14 protein-coding genes are annotated in these 20,857 nt (G+C 68.0%); 6 read left to right on the top strand and 8 right to left on the bottom strand.

The window, feature by feature from the left end:
* The first annotated feature begins 153 nt into the window (after positions 1 to 153).
* Entirely contained in the window at positions 154 to 357 is a 204-nt protein-coding gene (locus tag VYJ16_RS07735) for a VNG_1110C family protein (RefSeq protein WP_336349739.1), read from the top strand.
* Positions 358 to 459: 102 nt separating this feature from the next.
* On the opposite strand, the gene VYJ16_RS07730 is transcribed toward VYJ16_RS07735, so the two are convergent.
* From VYJ16_RS07730 to glpK, 3 genes are all read right to left on the bottom strand, one after another.
* Positions 460 to 1,218, bottom strand: a complete 759-nt coding sequence (locus VYJ16_RS07730; RefSeq protein WP_336349738.1) for an HAD hydrolase family protein — start codon at positions 1,216 to 1,218, stop codon at positions 460 to 462.
* Between the two features lie 403 nt (positions 1,219 to 1,621).
* Positions 1,622 to 2,713, bottom strand: coding sequence for a DUF7973 family transport facilitator (locus VYJ16_RS07725; RefSeq protein WP_336349737.1), 1,092 nt, complete (start codon positions 2,711 to 2,713; stop codon positions 1,622 to 1,624).
* A gap of 3 nt (positions 2,714 to 2,716) precedes the next feature.
* The gene (glpK, locus tag VYJ16_RS07720; RefSeq protein ID WP_336349736.1) at positions 2,717 to 4,264 is read right to left on the bottom strand and encodes a glycerol kinase GlpK; all 1,548 of its coding nucleotides are present in this window, start codon (positions 4,262 to 4,264) and stop codon (positions 2,717 to 2,719) included.
* 342 nt (positions 4,265 to 4,606) lie between these two features.
* Here glpK and glpA point away from each other — a divergent pair, with 342 nt between their 5' ends.
* The 5 genes from glpA to VYJ16_RS07695 all read left to right on the top strand — a co-directional run bounded on the left by glpA (position 4,607) and on the right by VYJ16_RS07695 (position 12,780).
* Entirely contained in the window at positions 4,607 to 6,409 is a 1,803-nt protein-coding gene (glpA, locus tag VYJ16_RS07715) for an anaerobic glycerol-3-phosphate dehydrogenase subunit GlpA (RefSeq protein WP_336349735.1), read from the top strand.
* Positions 6,410 to 6,412: 3 nt separating this feature from the next.
* Complete coding sequence (gene glpB, locus VYJ16_RS07710; RefSeq protein WP_336349734.1) at positions 6,413 to 7,882, top strand: glycerol-3-phosphate dehydrogenase subunit GlpB; 1,470 nt, start codon at positions 6,413 to 6,415, stop codon at positions 7,880 to 7,882.
* Positions 7,879 to 9,402 (top strand): anaerobic glycerol-3-phosphate dehydrogenase subunit C, encoded by a 1,524-nt coding sequence (locus tag VYJ16_RS07705; protein ID WP_336349733.1) that lies wholly within the window; start codon positions 7,879 to 7,881, stop codon positions 9,400 to 9,402. Before glpB ends, VYJ16_RS07705 begins: the two co-directional genes overlap by 4 nt.
* 16 nt (positions 9,403 to 9,418) lie before the next feature.
* Positions 9,419 to 10,564 (top strand): Cdc6/Cdc18 family protein, encoded by a 1,146-nt coding sequence (locus VYJ16_RS07700; protein ID WP_336349732.1) that lies wholly within the window; start codon positions 9,419 to 9,421, stop codon positions 10,562 to 10,564.
* Between the two features lie 116 nt (positions 10,565 to 10,680).
* The gene (locus tag VYJ16_RS07695) at positions 10,681 to 12,780 is read left to right on the top strand and encodes a hypothetical protein (RefSeq protein WP_336349731.1); all 2,100 of its coding nucleotides are present in this window, start codon (positions 10,681 to 10,683) and stop codon (positions 12,778 to 12,780) included.
* Positions 12,781 to 12,860: 80 nt separating this feature from the next.
* On the opposite strand, the gene VYJ16_RS07690 is transcribed toward VYJ16_RS07695, so the two are convergent.
* The 5 genes from VYJ16_RS07690 to VYJ16_RS07670 form a co-directional block, all read right to left on the bottom strand.
* Complete coding sequence (locus VYJ16_RS07690; protein ID WP_336349730.1) at positions 12,861 to 13,022, bottom strand: hypothetical protein; 162 nt, start codon at positions 13,020 to 13,022, stop codon at positions 12,861 to 12,863.
* A 426-nt stretch (positions 13,023 to 13,448) separates the two neighbouring features.
* Entirely contained in the window at positions 13,449 to 16,301 is a 2,853-nt protein-coding gene (locus tag VYJ16_RS07685) for an oligosaccharyl transferase, archaeosortase A system-associated (RefSeq protein ID WP_336349729.1), read from the bottom strand.
* A gap of 112 nt (positions 16,302 to 16,413) precedes the next feature.
* Positions 16,414 to 17,610 (bottom strand): RNA-guided endonuclease InsQ/TnpB family protein, encoded by a 1,197-nt coding sequence (locus VYJ16_RS07680; protein WP_336349728.1) that lies wholly within the window; start codon positions 17,608 to 17,610, stop codon positions 16,414 to 16,416.
* A gap of 189 nt (positions 17,611 to 17,799) precedes the next feature.
* Entirely contained in the window at positions 17,800 to 19,263 is a 1,464-nt protein-coding gene (locus VYJ16_RS07675; protein ID WP_336349727.1) for an oligosaccharide flippase family protein, read from the bottom strand.
* The gene (locus tag VYJ16_RS07670; protein WP_336349726.1) at positions 19,263 to 20,819 is read right to left on the bottom strand and encodes an alkaline phosphatase family protein; all 1,557 of its coding nucleotides are present in this window, start codon (positions 20,817 to 20,819) and stop codon (positions 19,263 to 19,265) included. The genes VYJ16_RS07675 and VYJ16_RS07670 overlap by 1 nt, the downstream gene beginning before the upstream one ends.
* Positions 20,820 to 20,857: the final 38 nt, after the last annotated feature.

The following is a 20,857-nucleotide window of genomic DNA, read 5'->3' as shown; positions in this document are numbered from 1 at the left end:
CGGCCCGGCCAGCGCCGGTAGTGCGCCCCGGCCCCTCGGTCGGCGGCGCATGCGCGTTCGCGGCCGGTCGAGTGCGCGCGAGCACGGTCCCTGCGTCCCCTCGCCCTGTTCCGCCACGTTAATACTTGATGGCCATCACCGTTGACTCGACAGATGCCTGACCCGGCACAGCTCCGCGATAGCACGCAGATCGTGATGGAACGCGACGCGCTCGCCGGGCTCGACGCGGCCGTCGACGAGCGGTTCATGGTCACCATCGCGCCGGTGAACGAGGAGTACTGTCGCATCGTCGGGTCGCCGGCCGTCATCAAGGACGTCACCGGCTTTCTCGCCCGTAACGGGCTCGCCGTCGACTGAGCCGCGACGCCGACGGCGACCCGTACGTAGCGCTACGACGTCTGTCCCGGGAACACGCACTGGTCCGGCCAGCGCGCGCTGACGCGGTCGAGAACTCGGTCGTCAGGCGTGACGGTCGCGGACGGCGTCGAGCGCGGCGAGGGTGCCGTCGGCGTGCGCGGCGTCGAGGACGGTGGTGGCGGCGGCGCGCGCGGCGTCGTCGGCGTTCGCGACCGCGTAGCTCTCGTCGACGCGTTCGAACGTCGAGACGTCGTTCTCGCTGTCGCCGACCGCGACGAACGCGCTCGGGTCGCGGTCGAGCGCGCCCGCGACCCGCTCCAGTGCGAGGCCCTTGGAGACGTCGTGGGGCTTCAGGTGGTACGCGTAGCCGGTGTCGACGAACGCGAGGTCGTGCGCCGCGGCGAGGTCGCGGAGCGGGTCCGCGGGGACGTCCCGGCGGACGGCGAGTTCGGTCTCGCGCCAGCGGTTCACGAGGTCCGCGACGCCCCAGCCGAGGTCGTGCCCGGCGTCCCTGATGGCGGCGGCGACGTCGTCGATGCGGTCGCCGGCGTCGTGCACGTGGACGTCGTCGTGCGCGACGGCGACGCCGCCGTTCTCGGCGACGACGAGGTGCTCGATGTCGAGGAAGTCACAGAGCGCGATCGGGTACGGGAACGCCTTCCCGGTGGCGAGGACGACGGGCGCGGGCCAGTCGTGGACGGGGTCGAAGACGCGCGGGTCGATGCCGTGCCCGCTCGGGCGGGTGAGCGTGCCGTCGATGTCGAGGACGAGCGGCGGCAGGTCGCTCACGGTACCGCGGGCGTCGTCGCGCTGGCGGTCGCTCACGGTACCGCGGGCGTCGTCGCGCTGGCGGTCGGTCATGTCACTCCGTCGGGCCGCCGCGCAGGTAACTCTTTCACGACGGGACCGCCGCTTGGCGTTCGAGTACGCACGAAAGAAGGAACCGGATCGTCGTGGTGGGCATCCGCGGGAGCGCGCGAGCATCCGCGGAGGCGCGTCGGTGTGGCTGCGAGCACCCGGTTGGTGTCGCTGCGAGCACGACGAGGCGTCGCGGTGCGACGCCGGGGCGCGGTAGGGTGCGACGCCGGGTGTGGCGGCGTCGCGCGAGACGCGTGGGCGGCGTGATGCGACGCACTCGTGCGAGCGCGCCGTGAGACGCTGTGGTGGTGGTGGTGGCGTGCTATGGGCACGCCGCCCTCGGGCGTCGGTCGGCCCGCGCGAACGACCGCGTGCGTTCGCCGGGCCAGGGATCGTTACGCGAGCTTCATAGGTAGCCCGCGGTCGGGATGACGCCGGCGATGGCGAGGACGCCCACGATGAGCATCACAAGTGCAATTGCCATCGCGGGCGGGTCGACGTGCGTCCCGGAGTGCGAGTAGAACACGCGCTGGGTCGCCTCGCCCGCGAGCCCGCTGACCATCCCGAGGACGCCCGCGGCGATGAGGACGACGGGGTCGCTCCCGACGGTCTCCGCGGCGACGACCGCACCGACCGACCCGAGGAGGGTGATGTGGTGCGTGACGGGGATCTTCTCCACGCCGAGCTGGAGGAACAGCAGGCTGATCGCGGAGATGGCGTACCCGAGGAAGATGCTCCCCGTGCGGAGCCAGAGGTAGCCGCCGAGGACGCCGCCGACGAGACCGATGGCGGCGACGCCACTCCACTTGTACTGGTGGGGGAGCCACGGTTCGGTCGCGAGCCGTCCGGCGTGCTCCTGGGTGCCGCCGTCGGCGGCCATGTGCGGTTCCTCGCGCTCGAACGGCGTCATGTCGAAGAAGCCTTTGCCCTGTGCCTTCCCGACGATCGGGTACCCGAAGACGACGCGGGCGAGGAACGCCGAGGCGACGACGGTCACGGCGATGGAGTCGGTGAGGCCGAAGCCACCGAACGCGAAGATGCCGGCGAAGATCCGGTTGAACAGCATCCCGAACACGCCGAAGATGGCGCCGACGGCGAGGATGTCGGGCTTCGTGCCGAACGCGTACAGGATGTTCTTCCCGAAGTGGTAGTCCCAGTCGTCGGGCTCCATCTCGGGGTACTTCTTCCCGGCGTACGCGGAGGCGGCGACACCGCCCGCGAACGCGACGTGCGGGCCGGTGACCATCCCGAACCCGATGACACCCGTGATACCGGTCGCGAGTTCACCGGCACCGACGTCGCCGACCGCCCCGCCGACGTTGTTCCGGAGGATGGCGAGGCCTTCGCCGAGGAACACGACGAACCCCGTGAAGATGAACGCCGGGAGTGCGCCGATGGCGGCGCCGAACGCGCCGCCGGCGAGCGCGGCGATGAGGAGCACGACGAGTTCGGTGACTGTCGCGTCGATGACCGGGAGTTGGAGGAGGATCGATTGCATCGGTCAGTCACCTCCTTCGTCGTCGCGCGCCCAGTCGAGCGACCGCTCGACGGCGTCGTCCCAGCGCGCGTACATCTTGTCGGCCTTCGAACCGTCCATCTCGGCCTCGAACTCGCGGTCTATCTGCCAGTTCTCGCGGAGCTCGTCGACGCTGTCCCAGTAGCCGACGGCGAGCCCGGCGGCGTACGCGCTCCCGAGCGCGGTCGTCTCGTCGACCTCCGGCCGGACGATGTCCGTCTGGATGATGTCGGACTGGAGCTGACAGAGGAAGTTGTTCTTGACCGCGCCGCCGTCGACGCGCAGGCTCGTCGTCTCGATCCCGGAGTCCGCCTCCATCGCCTCCGCGAGGTCGCGAGTCTGGTACGCGATGCTCTCGAGCGTCGCCCGGACGAGGTGCTCCTTGCGCGTCCCGCGGGTCATCCCGACGATGGTCCCGCGAGCGCGACCGTCCCAGTGCGGGGCGCCGAGGCCGGTGAACGCCGGGACCATGTAGACGCCGTCGGTCGAGTCGACCGACCGCGCGAGTTCCGCGGTCTGGGCGGCGTTGTTGATGAGGTCGATGTCTTCGAGGAATTCGATCGCCGCGCCGGCGACGAAGATGGAACCTTCGAGGGCGTACTGGACGGGTTCGCCGGACAGCTGGAATCCGACGGTCGTGAGCAGGCCGTTGTCGGACGCGACGGCCTCCTCGCCGGTGTTCATCAGGTAGAACGCGCCGGTGCCGTACGTGTTCTTCGCGTCGCCCTTGTCGAAGCACGTCTGGCCGAACATCGCGGCCTGCTGGTCGCCGAGCGCGCCGGCGACCGGGACTGCTTCGCCGAGGAACCCGTCGGGGTCCGTGTGTCCGTAGTACTCCTCGTCGGAGGACGGACGGACCTCGGGCACCATCTCCGCGGGGACGTCGAACTCCTCGAGGAGTTCGTGGTCCCACTCCATGTCCCGGATGTTGTACAGCATCGTCCGGGAGGCGTTACTGACGTCCGTGATGTGGTTGCCCGTGAGGTTGTAGATGAGCCACGCGTCGATCGTGCCCATCAGGAGTTCGCCGTCGACCGCGCGGTCGCGGAGGTCGCGGGAACGGGAGCTCTCCATCTTGAGCGGTTCAGCGTTGTCGAGTATCCACTCGGTCTTCGTCGCGGAGAAGTACGCGTCGCACTCCAGTCCGGTTTTCTCGCGGATCTCCTCGACCTTGCCCGCGTCCTGGAGTTCCTCGACGCGGTCGGTCGTCCGCCGGTCCTGCCACACGAGGGCGTTGTGGACGGGGCGTCCGGAGTCCTTGTCCCAGACGACCGTCGTCTCGCGCTGGTTCGTGATGCCGAGCGCTTCGAGCTGGCTCGCTTCGAGGCCGGCGTCCGAGAGGCCCTCGAGGACGACGTTCTTGGTGTTCTCCCAGATCTCGATCGGGTCGTGCTCGACCCAGCCGGGTTCGGGGTAGATCTGTTCGTGCTTCTCGTACGCGTTGGCGACGACCTGGCCGGCGTGGTCGAAGACCATGAATCGCGTGCCGGTCGTTCCCTGGTCGATGGCGCCTACGTAGGTTTTGTCTGTCATCGTTGTGACCCTGTGAGCCACGGCCCTGCCCCATGCCTTCGCGTGCTGGTCGCGCTCCGCGACCAGCGCACTGTTACTGGTGGTGCCGTGTTAGGAGTAAACAACTGGGACTATCGTGATAAACGTTACCCAACGGGTAATGCTACGGCCTACCCCGGCCAAACGCTCCCAGAAGGAACCAAATGGTTTCTAATCTCTTCAGAACCCATATTTCCGCCCGGCGGATTTTGACCTATCGTTAGCGACAGTTCCACGTGTGCGGCAGTATTTTCCGCGAGTTACTGGAGGCCCGCCGGCGTCGATAAAGTCAAGTGGCGACGGACCGAGGTTGGAGACGAACGGATGTCACGTGATACCGAGGTTCTCGTGCTCGGCGGCGGGTCGACCGGGGCGGGCGTCGCGCGCGACCTGGCGCGTCGCGGCGTCGACGTCACGCTCGTCGAACAGGGCAACCTCACACACGGAACGACCGGTCGCATGCACGGGCTGCTCCACTCCGGCGGCCGGTACGCCGTCTCCGACCAGGCGAGTGCGAGCGAGTGCATCGAGGAGAACCGGGTCCTCAGGGACATCGCGAGTCACTGCGTCGAGGAGACCGGCGGCCTGTTCGCCAAGCGCCCCGAGGACGACGAGTCGTACTTCGAGGAGAAGCTCCAGGGGTGTCGCGAGTGCGGTATCCCCGCGGAGGTCCTCACGGGGCGCGAGGCGCGCGAGGTCGAACCGTACCTCTCCGAGGACGTCGACAAGGCCATCTCGGTGCCCGACGGCGCGGTCGACCCGTTCCGGCTGGTCGTCGCGAACGCGGTCGACGCGGAGAACCACGGTGCGCGCATCGAGACGCACACCGAGGTCGTGGACGTCCTCGTCGAGGGCGGTGACGGCGGCGGTTCGGCGGGGTCGTCGGGCGAGCGCGACGTCGTCGGCGTCGAGGTCCAGCACCACGCGGGCTCCGGGTCTCGCGTGCACGGCGTGGCGGGCGAACGCGAGGAGATAACGGCGGAGTACGTCGTGAACGCCACCGGGGCGTGGGCGGGCCAGATAGGCGACATGGCGGGCGTGGACGTCGCCGTTCGGCCGTCGAAGGGCGTGATGACGGTGATGAACGTCCGCCAGGTCGACACGGTCGTGAACCGGTGTCGGCCGAAGGGCGACGCGGACATCGTCGTCCCCCACGAGACCACGGCCATCCTCGGGACGACCGACGAGGAGGTGAGCGACCCCGCGGACTACCCCGAGGATGGCTGGGAGGTCGACCTCGTCATCGACCAGCTCACCGAACTCGTCCCCATCCTCGCCGACGCACGCACGATCCGGTCGTTCTGGGGCGTGCGGCCGCTGTACGAGCCGCCGGACGTCGGGAGCCAGGACCCGACGGACATCACGCGCGACTACTTCCTGCTCGACCACGAGGAGCGCGACGGCCTGCGCGGGATGTCGAGCATCGTCGGCGGGAAGTTCACGACGTACCGGATGATGGCCGAGGAGATCAGCGACCACGTCTGCGACCAGCTCGGCGTCCGTGGGCGGTGTACGACCGCCGAGGAGGCGCTCCCGGGGAGCGAGCATCCCGCCAGGCTCGACGCGGCGATGGACGACTTCGGGCTGCGGTCGCCGGTCGCGCGCCGGAGCGGCCAGCGCCTCGGCTCCAGAGCCGAGGACGTCCTCGACACCGACGGCCCGAACCCGGTCGTCTGCGAGTGCGAGGCCGTCACGCGCGCGGAGGTGAGTGACGCTATCGCGCAGTCGGGGAGCGACCTGAACGCGGTCCGCATCCGGACGCGGGCGTCGATGGGGAACTGCCAGGGCGGGATGTGCTGTCATCGGATGGCGAACGTCCTCAGCGCGGACTACCCGGAAGCGACGACGCGGGGCGCGTGGGACGAACTCGTCGACGAGCGCTGGAAGGGCCACCGGCACGCGCTCTGGGGCGAACAGCTCTCGCAGGCCGCGCTGAACACGTTCCTGCACGCGACGACGATGAACCGCGACCACGACCCCGCGGGCCGCCACCCGACGGGTAACCAGGGCGAAGCGCCCGGCGACGACGCCACGGAAACGGGGGCCAGGGCGGTCGACGTGGACTTCGCGGCGTTCGACGCGGGCGCGGCGACCGACGGTGGCCGCGAGTTGGACGGAGGTGCCTGAGTCGTGGCGATACGCGACGACGTCCTCGTCGTCGGCGGCGGCCTCGCGGGCATGACCGCGGCACTGGCGGCCGCTCGCGAGGGCGCGAGCGTGCGCGTGGTCACGGACTCGGAGAGCACGCTCCAGCAGGCGAGCGGCCTCGTCGACGTCCTCGGGTACCCGAACCCACACGACGCACGCGACGGGGACAGGGACGGGGACGGCGGCGACGCGGGCGACGGTTCGTCCGCGCCGCCGGTCGCGAACCCGTTCGACGCCATCGACTCGCTCCCCGAGGACCACCCCTATCAGCTCGTGGGCGTGGACGCGCTCCGCGGCGGGCTCGCCATCTTCGACGACGCGACCGGCGACCTCTACCGGGGCGGGCACACCGAGCGGAACGCGCTCGTCCCCACCGTCGGCGGGACGGTGAAGCCGACCGCACGGTATCCCGCGAGCGTCGCGCCCGGGCTGGCGAGCGACGACCGAACCACCCTCCTCGTCGGGTTCGACGGCGACACCGACGTGGACGCCCCCAACGTCGCGGCGCACCTGCGCGCGGTCGGCGTGCCCTTCGACGTCGGCGGCGTCACCGTCGAGTTCCCCGGCGACCCCGACGGCACCGACCAGCAGACCAGGCTCGCGCACGCGCTCGACACCGACGAGGACGGCGTCCGCCGCCGCCTCGCCGAACGCGTGAAGCGCTCGCTGAAGCGCGCCGACGACGTCTTCGGTGACGCGAGCGACACCGACGAGGGCGCGGCCACAGGCAGTGCGGTCGCGGGCTTCGGCGACGTCGAGCGCGTCGGCCTCCCCGCCGTACTGGGCCGGGACCGCCCGCGCCAGGTCCGCGACGCGCTCGCCGAGCACCTCGACGCGGCCGTCTTCGAACTCCCGCCCGCGCCACCGAGCCTTCCCGGAGTTCGCCTCCGGTACCGACTCCGGGACGCGCTCCGCGACGCCGGCGTCGCCGTCACCACCGGGAACCCCGTCGTCGACCACGACGTCGAACCCGGCGCGGGCGACGGCGGCGACGCCGGCAAGAACGCCGCGCCGCGCATCACGACCATCTACGCGGACCGGAACGGGACGAGGACGCCGTACGAGCCGGAGGCGGTCGTGCTCGCGACCGGCGGGCTCGTCGGCGGCGGCATCGACAGCGAGCGCGACGCCGTGTACGAGCCCGTGTTCGACTGTCCCGTTTCCCACCCCGAGGACCGCTACGACTGGAGCGACGCGGACGCGTTCGGCTCGCACGCGTTCGCTCGCTTCGGCGTCCGCATCGACGCCGACGGCCGCGTGCTCGACGCCGACGGCGACCCGCTGTACGCGAACCTCACCGCCGCAGGCGGCGTCGTCGGCGGCTACGACGCGGCCGCGGAGAAGTCCGCGAGCGGCGTCAGTCTCGCGACCGGGTACGTCGCCGGCCGCACCGCCAGCGCGGACGCATCGAGCAGCCATCCGACGCCGACCGACGTGACCGCAGACCGATGACAGACGAACCACAGCCACACGACGACCAGGACGTACAGGGCGGCGACCACGCGTGCAGCGGGTGCGGGCCGACGGACGCAGCCGGTGACACCGCGAAGACCGACGGCGGCACCGCGGTCGACGACGCGGGCGGTGGCGCAGCGACCGACGGCGGCACGGCAGTCGATTCCGGTGACGGATTCGAACCCATCCAGGTGTTCCCGGAGGCCGAGGACGCCGACCTCCGGCCGGGCTCGGACGACTGCTACAAGTGCTCGACGTGCGACACCACGTGTCCGGTCGCCGAGGTCGACGAGGACTTCCCCGGTCCGAAGTTCCAGGGGCCAGAGCAGTGGCGGCTCAAGCGCAGCGACGACCAGGACATCGACGACTCCATCTCGAAGTGCTCGAACTGCATGCGGTGTGATAGCGCGTGCCCGAGCGACGTGCCGCTCAGTCAGATGCACAACACCGCTCGCGCGCAGTACGTCGACGAGCAGATGGACAAGACGAGCCTGAAGTACTGGCGGAACCGGCTGCTCGCGAACTACGGGACGATGGCGCGACTCGGCTCCACGTTCCCGCGACTCACGAACGCCGTCATGGGGAACTCGCTCGTCCAACAGGTCAACGAGAAACTGCTCGGCATCACCGCCGAACGCGAGTTCCCCGAGTTCGCGACCGAGACGTTCCGGTCGTGGTACGCGAAACGCGGCGGTGAAGCCACGAGCGTCGAGAACGCCCGGCGCGCACGCCAGCGCCGCGACGAGGACGTCGACGCGGACAAGCGCGTCGCGTACTTCCACGGCGACTACGCGAACCACAACACGCCCGAGGTCGCGAAGGCGCTCGTCCACGTCTTCGAGTCCTTCGGGTACGCCGTCCTCGTCCCCGAGCAGCGCTGCTCGGGGACGCCGATGTTCGCGAACGGGATGCTCGAGGACGCGCGCCGCGCTGCGAAGGTGAACGTCGGAAGTTTCTCCGAGCTCGTCGAGGACGGCGTCGACGTCGTCTGCTCGTGTACGAGCTGCTCGATGGCACTCCGCCAGGAGTACCCCGAGCTCTTCTCGATACCGGGGACCGCGAAGGTCGCGGCGAACACGTACGACGCCGTCGAGTACCTCCGCATCAACGAGGACCTCGACGGCGAACTCGCCGCCGCCGAGACGACGACCGACGACCTCGGCGTCGACTCGTTCGCGTACCACGCGCCCTGTCACGCCCGCAACCAGGGCCTGGACGGCCAGACCGTCGAACTCCTCTCCCAGCTCGACGACGTCGACGCCGAGGACGTCGGCGACTCCTGCTCGGGGATCTCCGGCACGTACGGCTGGAAGACCGAGCACTACGAAACCTCCATGAAGATCGGCGACGAGATGTTCGAGCACATGGAGGACGCGGACGCGACGACGGGCATGACCGAGTGCCCGACGTGCGCGATGCAGATGGAGCACGGCACCGGCTACGAGATAGAACACCCGCTACAGGTCCTCGAGGCCGCGCTCGTCGACGGCGCAACGACCGAGGACGAGGCGGCGTAACTGGGGGTCGTTCGCGTTGAACGTCCGCGACAGGATCGCGCGTCGTCGCCGCCAGAACACCCCCGGCAGTGGCGTCCTCGTCGACCCGATCGAGCTCGCACCGATCACGCATCCCGACGAACCGGTCGGTCGCGGGCCGACGATCGAACGCTTGCTGGACGCGCTCGACCCCGTGTTCGACGACGAACCACCGGCCGCTGCAGCGGTCTGTGGCCCGTCGGGCAGCGGGAAGACCGCCATCGTTCGGTCGTTGTTCGGCGCGCTCGACACCGTCCTCGGCCGTCGCGGCCAAGCGATCGGAACGACGACGCGCGCGAGCACACCGCTCGACGTCCGGTTCGTCGTCGTCGACGGCAGGTACGCCGACAGCGAGTTCCAGGCGTACCGGCAACTGCTCGCCGCACTCACCGACGAAGCAGTGCCCGAGGGCGGCGTGAGCACGGACGCGCTCCACGACCGCCTCGTCGAGACCGTCGACCGGCACGACGCGGTCGTCGTCGCCGTCGACCACGTCGACGAACCAGGGACGCTCGACGCCGGCGTCGTCGCGAGCCTCGCGGACGAGGCCGCGTTCGTCCCGTGGTACGTCACGCGCGACCCGCTCGACGCCCGCCAGCTCGCGCCCGGAACGCCGCCCGCGACGACCGTCCGCTTCGACCCGTACCGAACGCACACGCTCGTCGAGGTCGTCACCGAGCGCGCGTCCCGCGGGCTCGCCCCGAACGCCCTCGACCACGAGAACGCACGCACGGTCGCCAGGTACGCAGACGGGAACGCTCACGACGCGCTCGCACTCCTCTACGACGCCGCGTCGCGCGCAGACGCGGTCGACGCCGGCCGCGTCCAATCGCACCACGTCGAAGCCGCCGTCGCCGCGTACCCCAGCGACCCGGTCTCGGTCGCTCGTGCGCTCGCCGAACCGGCGAACCACCAGCGCGTCCTCGCCGCACTCGTCGCACTCGACGCCGAGAGCCCGACGCTCCCCGCCGCCGCCGAGGCCATCGCCGCACGCACCGACCTCACCGAGAGCACCGTCACGCGATTCCTCTACGAACTCGCGAACGTCGGCCTGCTCGCCCGCACCCCCGACGACGACGGCTCCAGTACGGTCAGCCCGCGGTTCCCGCCTGAACTCTTCGCCGCCCTCCACACCGCGACGTAGCCGTCAGTCGTCAACCCGCGGACTCGCCCGGTTGACAGTAGACAGCGCGCTGACAGCCCCCGAGCGTTTTATCCACGCGGCCCCGAAAGGATGACCCGATACGCGGTGGGTGGAGCATGGAGATAGCGTTCCGACCGACAACCGACCCGCCGGGGCTCGAGATAATCGACCCCGTCGAACAGCGACATCTCCGCATCAACACCCCCGAACCCGTCGACCCGGCCGCCGTGTCGACGGACGCCTTCCGGTTCCCCGTCGACGCCGCCGTCGAGATCGAGATCGGTTCGCTTCGCTTCGAGCAACGCGAAGACGTACACGTTCACGACGCCGACGGGAACGTCGTCGCCGACCTCCAGGCGGACTCCAACGTCCAGATCGACACCGGCGGCTCGTACGAGATCGGCGTCCACAGCTCGATCAAGGTGTACTGTCGGGTCGACGCGCCGTTCACCATCGACCAGGGCATCGATAACTTCGAGATCTCCTTCCCGGGCACGCGACGGATCGTCGTCGGCGCACGCACGCTCCACGAGCGCCCCGCCGGCACCATCGTCACGACGCCCGACGAACGCGGGATCGCGGACGCGATCTCGCTGTTCTCGTCCGCGTTGAAGACGACGTCGCCCGAGCGGTCGTTCCCGACGCTCCGCGGTCACCCGCCGCTCGTCGAACTCGGTGACGAGTTCCACGTCCCCGACCAGATCGAGGCGACGGAGAGCGACGTCACCATCGAGGTCCCCGAGACGTTCCGGCACGTGCTCACGGTCGCGCCGCTCTCGTACTATCTGGCCGCGGACATCGAGTTCGCGGACGCTCCACGAATCGTCACCGACGACGGGTTCGTGCAGGACCTCGGCACAGAGCAGGCGTTCGAGGACGCGGTTGCGCGCACGCTCAAACAACAGTTCCTCCTCGACTGCGTCGTTCGAACCGAAGGCCTGTTCCCGGCGGAACTCCACGAACGCAAGGCGCTCGAACCCGAGCTCCCGTTCGACCTCGCGGACACGTACGAACGATCCGTCGGCGATCGCCTCGAACGGTACGCCGCGGTACCCTTCGACGTCGTCGAACCGCAGTTGCCGCGCTGGCCGCTCACCGCACACCTCCCGGGGGACGGCGAGGCGGCGACGTTCCTCCCGTTCGTGGTCGGCGACATGGGCGTCGTCCGCGAGGCCACCGGTGACGTACGGTCGGTGTCAGCGTCGACTACAGCTGACGACGAGGACGTCCTGAGCGGTGCAGGGATCTCGAACGCCAGTGACAGCGAGGAAGCCGGGGTCGAGAGCGACCTGTCGTTGACGTTCGTCGAACCGCATCATACCGGCGAGAGCCTGGAACACGCGTGGTTCGGCAACCACATCCCGCAGGGCGCGTCGATGCCGACGATGGCAGCGTTCGAGAACCAGCTCGACCGGGAGGAACGTGGCGAGTCGATCGACATCGCGGTCATCTGCAACGACCCGCACATGATCGACGAACAGACCAGCTTGGAGAACGCGTACGGCGACCGCGACGAACTTCCCTACGACGTCACGACGAAGTTCGGGCTTTCGACGGACGCGCTCGCAACCTTCCTCGTGGAGGAGAGCGTCGACTTCCTGCACTACATCGGGCACGCCGAACGCGACGGACTCCGCTGTATCGACGGGAAGCTCGACGTCCGCGAAATCGAGACGGTGAACGTCCAGACGTTCCTCCTGAACGCGTGCCAATCCCAGGCCCAGGCGATGGCGCTCGTCGAACGCGGTGCGTTCGGTGGCGTCGGCACGCTCGGGGACGTGGTCAACGACTACGCGATCGAGATCGGGAAGATGTTCGCACACCTCCTCAACCTGGGGTTCCCGCTCCGGTCGGCGATCGACATCGTCTCGAAGACGTCCACCATCGGGCAGCAGTACCTCGTCGTCGGCGACGGCTCGGTCGACATGGTGCAGAGCACGGGTGGGAGTCCGTTCGTCTGTGAGGTCACGGGCGAGGGACGGTTCGAACGAGACGTCAGCTTCGACGTCTACCCGACGAACTACAATCCGCTGGGGTCACAGGCGAACGTGACCTTGGAGTCGGTGACCGACGCGTACATCGTCCCGGCGCAGACGGACACCTACTCGGTTCCGTTCGACGAACTCCGGGAGTTCCTCGCATGGATGACCTATCCGGTCATCGTGAACGGCGAGTGGCGTTTGAATAATCAGTTCGGTCAGGCCGACATCGACTGACTCACCACCGCCTGCACCCATCAGTGTGCGGGGTCGCGTCGTCGGTTCGGACACTGACCGTCGTATCGTTCGTGTTCAGTTCAGGGTCCGGAGGTGACGGTCGTGCCGCCCGTCGGGTCGAATCCACCGCCGAAGTCCGCGAGCCCGCCACCCATCGCACCGAGGCCGGCGACGACCACCATCGTCGCGAGCGTCGTCGCGAACTGCGGGTTGTTCTGTGCCCACCGTCGTGCTGTCTCCATTAGGGACATCGTGGTAACCCTTATCGTGCCGACTATTATGAAAGTATTCTTTGTTTTCCTACATCTACTGCATTCATACTGCCGTAACTATTACTAATCACCCATACTCTCAGGCCATTTCACAGGCATTAGCTTACGATTACGACCAGTTTGCTGACCACATCCATTCAGATACTCACGAGAAAAATCCAGTTCAGGCACTGATACATTCCAGTTCGAGACCAGAGCGACCAACGCGCCACCCCAGACCAGACGACACCGACGGGAACACCACCCCCAGCCCAGGCACCCCCAGCGCCGACCACCCCACGTCGAGAACACGCCGGCACCACACGAGAACGCTCACAAACGACACCATCACCGTCGACGAACAGCCGACTCCACTCGAAACGAAACGACCAGCCAAAAACGAAACCGCTCGAGACCTCAGGCGACTCGTGCCGGAGCGCCAACGAACTGCGACCCCACCACGGCCGACGCGGACTCGCTTCCACTGGCACTCGAGTCCTCGTCGTCCGACTCATCGCCCGCAGCCGCCGTCGACGCGTTCGAACCACCCGACGCATCCACCGTGATGGACTCGCCGTCGAGCACCGCCGACTCCGGCACCGCCACCGTCGTGATGCCACCGTTCTCGACGTTCAGCGTGTACACGCCATCGGCCTCGATAGCCGAATCAGTCCCGCCCTGGCTCGGCGACACCGCGTCGTTCGTCGCGTACGGCACCGTCACCGCGAACTCGCCGTCCTCGTTCGCCTGCGCCGTCTGCTCGTACGTGAAGTTCGTCCCGGTCTGCGTGTTGTTCAACGTCAACGACACCGTGACGTTCGCGCCCGGCGACGCCGACCCCGTGAGTTCGGCGCCTTCCACGCGCTCGAACGTCTTCACGGACGTCGCCTGCCGGACGTCGTGCACCACGAAGTCCTGGCGCTGCTGGAGCAGGAAGAAGTTCTGGATCGAGCGGTTCCCGCCCAGGTTCCCGATGGACGACAGGAACGGCTGCTGCATCACCTGCCCCGTCTGCGGGTTCAAGCGACTGTACGTGACGAGGAGCTTGCGCTGCTGGGAGGAGTGCACGAGCCGATAGTGCTCGAGGCCGTCCGCGTCGTCCCAGTACAGCTTCGCGAGCATCGTCTCCTCGTACCGGTCACTGAACGTCTGGTACGGTACCGTGAGGTTCTGCCCGCCCAGCGACGCGTTCTGGTTCTGCCGCGCGAAGTACTCGCCAGCCGGCGGGCCACTCCACGTCGCGATGGCGCCGAACTTCCGCGTCGCCATCTGGTAGTCGATCGTGACGTACCGCGTGTCCTCCGCGCGCTGCTGGTCGGTCTGCTCCGCGATCATGTCGCGGTAATCCGACGTCGTGTAGTTGTCGATGTTCCCCTCGCGCGGACTCAGCGACGGGAGCGCCTCCAACAGCAGGTTCGCCTTCGTCTCGTTCTCGTAGAGGAAGTACCGCGACGCGGTACGCGCCCCAGCCTGGAACGGGTTCGCGTGCGGGATGCGGTCACCGCGGACCGTGATCCAGTGGCCGTAGTCCCACCAGGACATGATGCCGTACGCACTCTCTGGGTACTCGAAGTCCTCGGTCTTCTCGTACGTCCCGTACTTCTCCATGCCCTCGATCTCGGGCGTGCCGTTCTGCATCCAGTCCGTCGTCGAATCCCACGACGTCACCGTCCGCGGCGCCGGGCCGGTGCCCTGCGCCCCACCCGTGACCTGCGCGTGGACGTTCGAACTGGTCATCGCGATCGCGCCGATGGGTGCGATCGGCGCGATGACGAGGACGATCGCGGCGAGCACCACCGAGACGTGATAGAACTGGATGTCCTCGAGGTCGAACGACGAGTCGATGTTCACGACCCCGAGGAGTTCACCGACGAAGTACGCGTTCAGGACCGCCACCGGCAGCACGAGGTAGTAGTTGAAGCGCTGCTGGGTGAGCGTCATCATGAACACGAACACCGTCCAGACCGCGACGAACACGTACTCGGCGCGGAGGCGTTCGGTGACCGCGCGGTACGTGAGCGCGAGCAGGCCCGCGATGCCCGTGATGTACGTGAGACCGTACAGGAGGACGAGCGTGCGGTTCAATCGCTGGAGGTAGTTCGGCCCCATCTCGACGAGCGCCTGCGCCTCACCGATGGTGAGGACGGTGTCGCTCTGGCCGAGCGTGAGGACGCGCTCCAGGTTGTTCTGGATGCTCCCCCACGCTTCGGGGAGGACGAAACTGAAGGCGACGGCGCCGACGAGCGCGATGGACAGCGCGGAGAACGGGAACAGGACCCGCGAGAACCCGCTTCCCTCCCACTGGCGTGCGAGCCAGACGAGGAACGCGCAACCGGCGGCGACCGCGAGCGTCAGGATGACGTGCAGGAGCGAGATGGCGCTCGCGGAGAACCCGAACTCGTCGAGTCGAACGAGCGAGAAGACGGCGACGGTCGTCATCGCGACGACGCCGACGTACGCGATGTGGTCCGGGCTACTCCCAGTCGCGTACTTCGCGCCGAGTGCGAGCAGGAAGAACGTCCCGATGATACCGACGAGGACGATAGCGGGCGGCCACACCCAGACGTACAGCGAGATGGCGACGCCCGCAGCGACGCTGTACAGCGTCGGCGTGCGGAGCGCGTCCCAGTCGCGGTCGACGACGAGCTCGTAGATCGGTTTCTCTGTCTCCGCCACGTTCAACGCGACCATGAACGCGAGGACGCTGATGGCGTGGAAGAGCACCTCCGCGGCGTGGTGGTCGGAGAACCCGGCGATGGTTCGTGCGAGGAACGTCCCCGGAAGGAGGGCGAGGACGGCGACGCCGAACAGCGCGCCGAACCGACCGGTGAGTCGGCGCGCGATGAAGTACGTCGGGACGGCGACGGCCGCGCCGATGACCGCGGGCGCGTACAGGAGCGTCGTCGCGATCTGGCGCTGACTCGGGTCGCCGAGGCCGACGACGAGCGCGGCCGTGGCGACGAGCTGGTCGTAGAGCGTCCCGAACTGCGAGTTCGAGACGCCGTACGGGAACTGCGTCCACGGGTCGAACGGCATCGTGGACGGCCAGTTCTTGACGGCGTACGTCGTTTCCCGGAGGTGATACCAGGCGTCGTTCCCGCTGAAGTAGACGCCGTCCGGCCTGATGAAGTTGTCAGCCGGGAGGATACGCAGCCACAGCATGAACCCGACGAGGGCGGCGAGCACGGGGACGTGGTAGTACTCCCTGAAGAGGTCCACCACGGACTGGCCCTCGATGAGGTCCTGACTGGTCTCGGTCTCGCTACTCATTGGGCGTGCATCGCCGGGAAACGCGCATAAGCCTTGTCAATTGCCTCGGCGTTTGACGCCGAGGCTTGCCAGTGGACTCCGGTTCAAACCACCACGAGGCGGCAGGTTTGGGTCATCCATTCACCTTCAGCACCCCTGACTTAAGGGCTAATTGACATGTAGCCCGTCCAGCACCAGACTTGAGCCAGCGCTGAACGAGCCGCTGCCCGATATTCCGAGCGGCGTTGTAGTCGCTATGTAGCTTTTTTCCGCACTTTACGCACTCGAACTCGTCACCGATACGGTTGTCTTCGTGCACGAATCCACACTCGGTGTGACTACACCGCTGGCTCGTGTACGCAGGCGAGACGTCCTCGACCCCGATACCGTATTCCTCGGCCTTGTATTCCGCGTAGCGTTTGAGCTTCCTGAAAGACCACTGCTGGAACTTGCTTGCGGCCGAAATCCGGTCTCTGATGTGCTCTAGATTCTCGAATGCGATAGCCGTACACTCATGCGCGACGGCTTCCCGGACGACTGCTTTCGAGACGCGATGGATGTAGTCGTTACTCCATCGAGCGAACCGATCGCCAATTGATTGGATCGTGAGGTGCGCCGAACGAGTGCCAGTCTGCTGGAGTCCCCTGCGACGGTGCTCGTACGCGTCACGGCGGTGGTTGAGGTAGTCCGCGTTGCCGAGGAACGCCCCCGTACTCGTGACGGCGAGGTATCCGTCTACGTTGAGGTCGACGCCGAGAACCACCCCGTTCCCAGCGTCGTCCCTGCAGGATGCAGGCTCAGCCGCTTTCTTCACCGCCACGTGCAGGTAGTACGTGCCGTCTCGTTTGTGCAACGTTGCTTCAGCTTTCTCCCACTCGTCAGTCCAGTAGTCCTCGAACGGTGTGCCCTCATTCTCGACGGGTGTGACGAGTCCGGCGGTTACGCGCTCGCCAGTGGTAGCGAGCGTCACCGACTCATCGTCGTACGTGATGGTACGTCCGTTGTAAACGACGACCGTACCGTCGAACTCGGGCTTGCTGGTGGCATCGCCATCGAGCAGACGGTCTTGACAGTTCGAGAGCGCGTTAGCAGCGAGGTCTCGAGCGGATTGAACGAGACTGGATTGGAGGGAAAGCGAGTCACGAATCTCGGCGTAGGTCTCGGCGTGGAGTTCGGTTTTCGTGGTCGTCATCCGAGATGGTTCGTCGTCCCATCCGTGGTCAGCGACGCGCTGGGCAGCGGTTCGGAACTGTTCGAACGTCTCGTCGAGGACCGGGTGATCGGCCTCTCGCACGTCGAGTTTGATCTGGATGTTCCGAACGATTTCCACATCGAACCATCCTTCCCCCTGATATTTAAATAAGGCATTTCTTGCGAGTTCGATATCGGACCTGCTCGATGTCCCGCCGTCTTCGTCGACGGCGTTGGGTGATCGTGACGACGAGGGACGAGGTGAGTCGACGACGGACGAGGCGAGCGGCGGTGACGAGGGGATGACAAGCGATTCGGCCGCGTTCGGTCAGCGGACGTCGGCGAGGATGTCGTCGGCGACGTGGCGGGCGTCGATGCGGATGCGTTCGCTGAGGGCGAGGAGGACGGCGAAGTACGTCGTTGCGCCGATCGCGAGGACGAACCCGAGGCGGAGTGCGCCGTGGGCGGCGCCGAGCGCGTCGACGAGGACGGCGACGACGCCGGTCATGACGAGGGCGGCGAGGAGTTCCGCGCCGACGTCGCGGAGCGCGCCGAGGGGGACGCGTTCGTCGAGGAGGACGAGGTTCGCGGCGACGCTCACGCCGAACGCGAGGACGGTGGCGATGGCGACGCCCCACGCGTCGTACGCTATCGTGAGGGGGACGGCGGTGACGGCGTAGACGGTGACGAGGACGACGCCGCTGGCGGCGTACAGGCGTGGGTTGCCGGTTCCGAGCGAGAAGCGTTCGAGGCTCGTGCGGTAGCCGTTCAGGAGGTTCGCGACCGCGAGCAGGGGGACGAGCGCGTTCGCGAGGCCGACGACGCCGAGGAGCGGGAGCGTGGTGGTGCCGGGGTTCTCGCCGTACAGCGTCAGGAGGAGGTCGTTGCCGACGACGGCGCCGCCGGCGGCGACGGGGATGGCGACGAGGCCGCCGTACGTGAAGAGTGCGGCGAACAGTCGCGCGACCTCGGCGTCGTCGCCGGTTTCGGTGAGTTCGGAGAGCTTCGGGAACGACACCTTCGAGAGCGCGGACGCGAACAGCGTCGACGCCTCGGTTATCTGGAAGGCGTTCTTGTAGACGCCGGTCGGGCCGGCGCCCGCGAACGTCCCGAGGATGACGTAGTCGGCGTGCTTGAACAGCTGGTCGGCGACCACCTGGACGTACGCGTACTTCGAGTACCCGAGGAAGTCCCTGACGACGTCGAGCGTGGGGAGGTTCGGGACGACGCGCGCGTACCCGAGGTAGGAGGCGAGGAACGTGAGCGTCTGGCCGGCGACGAGGCCGTACACGAGGCCGTGGACGCCGTAGCCGTCGAGGACGAGTGCGACCTGGATGGGGACGACGACGGCGTGCCGGCCGCTGTCGAGCGCGCCGGCGAGCGCGACGCGCTGCTTGCCTTCGAGGAACGCGCCGGAGAGGCGGAACAGCCCCCAGGAGAGCACGCCGGCGGGGACGAGGAGCGCGACGTCGACGCCGACGACCGCGTTGATGGGGCCACGGAGCGCGACGGTGACTGCGGCGACGGCGGCGGTGCCGGCGCCGACGAGGAGCGCGCCGGTGGTGAAGTACGCCGCCTGGTCGCGGCCCTCGCTCACGCGCTTGGTGAGGACCGCGAAGACGCCGAACGTCGCGAGGCTCCCCGCGACCATCTGGAGGCTCACGAAGACGGCGTACGTGCCGACGCCCGCGAACCCGAGTTCGCGCGTGAAGTAGAGCGTGCCGAGGAAGCCGGCGACGGTGCCGAGGACGTTCGTGAGGAAGCGCTTCGAGGTCTCGACCCCGACCGCCATCACTCGAGGTAGCCGAGTTCTCGCAACCGGTCCTTGACCTCGTCCTCCTGTTCCTCGCCGTCGACGCCGCCCTCGGTGATCGCGTCCTCGCCGACGAACGCGTACGTCTCTGGGTCACGGGTCGCCGGTTCGCTGTCGGGCGCGAACACGTCGAGGACGTCGCCCGTCATCGTCTCCGGGAGCCGGTAGTCGAGCGCGTGCAGGACCGTCGGCGCGATGTCAGTGATGTGCGCGTCCTCGACGTCGCCGTCGCGGAACGACGGCCCGCGAGCGAGGAGGATGCCGTTCCGGGCGTGCCCGCTCGTGTCGACGTCGACGAGGTCGGCGTCGACGTCGAACCGCGAGGTGACGTGGACTTCGGGCGTCTCCACGATCATCGCGAGGTCCGGCGTGTGGTCGCCGCCGCGGCCGAGGTCCTCGAAGCGGACGTCGATACCGGCGTCGGCGGCCGCATCCGCGAGCGCGGTTCGGGCGCGGTCGCAGGCGTCGGCGGCCTCGTCGGCGTCGTCGGCGAGCGCGTACACGAGCGCCGTCTTCTGGGCCTGGTCGACGACGACCTCGGTCCCGTCCCAGTCGATCCGACCCATGCTGATGGCGTTGTCCAGCCCGAGATTGTCGCCGGTCGGGAGTCCCGCGACCGTGCTCGCCGGGACGACCTTCCGCGCGAACGTCAACAGGCCGAGTTTCCCGAGGACGTCGCTCGCGACGTCCCGGAGCGACCCGAGTGCGGCCTGCGTCGAGTCACCCGACTCGTTCAGGGTCACGAGGCCCGCGCGTTCGAGGACGCGGTTCGGCGCGAACTGCTCGCGGACCTTCTCGAACCCGTGGTCGCTCATCACGACGACGTCCTCGTCGTCGTGTTCGTCGAGGAACTCGCCGAGGTGCTCGTCGACGCGCTGGTACACCTCGAAGACCGCGTTGTCCGTCGACGCCGGCGGGACGCTCTCCGCGCCCCAGTAGTGGTGCGCGATGCGGTCCGTGCCGCGGATGAGGCCGACGGCGAGGTCGGGGTCCTCCGCCTGGATGAAGTGCTCGAACGCCTCGAAGCGCTTGTCGACGAGGTCGACGCTCGCGTCGACGTACGCTCGCGTCCCCGGCTCCTCGTCGTTCCGGAGCTTGTAGCCGTCGACGAGGTCGACGAGTTCGTCCCAGCGCTCGGGCGGATGCGAGTACTCCTCCTTGTACTCCGGGGCAGCCGCGATGATGGTGCCGTCGATGGCCTGCCACGGGTACGACCCGGGGATGTTGAACACGACCGAGCGTCCGCCCTGGTCGTCGACCGCGTCCCACATCTTCCCGGGGACGAACTCGTCGTGGCTCAGGTCGTTCTCCCGCGTCCGCCGGTTGAAGTGCGAGAACCCGTACATGTCGAGCGTCGTCGGGTCGCGACCGGTCGCGAACGACGGCCACGCTGGCACCGTTATCTCGGGGACCGTGCTCTCCAGGTCGCCGGAGACGGATTCCTCGCGGAGTCGAGCGAAGTTCGGGAGGTGGCCGGCGTCCACCCACGCGTCGACGAGCGTGAACGTCGCGCCGTCGAGTCCGAGGACGATCATGTGCGGGTAGAGGCAGACGCGGCTCAAAAGGGGTTTGG

Source organism: Halorubellus litoreus (assembly GCF_037081675.1).
Taxonomy (GTDB): domain Archaea; phylum Halobacteriota; class Halobacteria; order Halobacteriales; family Natrialbaceae; genus Halorubellus; species Halorubellus litoreus.
The sequence above is the reverse complement of the archived record's forward strand: the minus strand, read 5'-3'. Positions and strand labels throughout refer to the sequence as shown.

What these genes read in the sequence shown, in the direction of transcription:
- VYJ16_RS07735 (WP_336349739.1), top strand. Translation starts at nt 154, where the DNA reads ATGCCTGACCCGGCACAGCTCCGCGATAGCACGCAGATCGTGATGGAA.
- VYJ16_RS07730 (WP_336349738.1), bottom strand. Translation starts at nt 1,218, where the DNA reads ATGACCGACCGCCAGCGCGACGACGCCCGCGGTACCGTGAGCGACCGC.
- VYJ16_RS07725 (WP_336349737.1), bottom strand. Translation starts at nt 2,713, where the DNA reads ATGCAATCGATCCTCCTCCAACTCCCGGTCATCGACGCGACAGTCACC.
- glpK (WP_336349736.1), bottom strand. Translation starts at nt 4,264, where the DNA reads ATGACAGACAAAACCTACGTAGGCGCCATCGACCAGGGAACGACCGGC.
- glpA (WP_336349735.1), top strand. Translation starts at nt 4,607, where the DNA reads ATGTCACGTGATACCGAGGTTCTCGTGCTCGGCGGCGGGTCGACCGGG.
- VYJ16_RS07705 (WP_336349733.1), top strand. Translation starts at nt 7,879, where the DNA reads ATGACAGACGAACCACAGCCACACGACGACCAGGACGTACAGGGCGGC.
- VYJ16_RS07695 (WP_336349731.1), top strand. Translation starts at nt 10,681, where the DNA reads ATGGAGATAGCGTTCCGACCGACAACCGACCCGCCGGGGCTCGAGATA.
- VYJ16_RS07690 (WP_336349730.1), bottom strand. Translation starts at nt 13,022, where the DNA reads ATGGAGACAGCACGACGGTGGGCACAGAACAACCCGCAGTTCGCGACG.
- VYJ16_RS07685 (WP_336349729.1), bottom strand. Translation starts at nt 16,301, where the DNA reads ATGAGTAGCGAGACCGAGACCAGTCAGGACCTCATCGAGGGCCAGTCC.
- VYJ16_RS07675 (WP_336349727.1), bottom strand. Translation starts at nt 19,263, where the DNA reads ATGGCGGTCGGGGTCGAGACCTCGAAGCGCTTCCTCACGAACGTCCTC.
- VYJ16_RS07670 (WP_336349726.1), bottom strand. Translation starts at nt 20,819, where the DNA reads ATGATCGTCCTCGGACTCGACGGCGCGACGTTCACGCTCGTCGACGCG.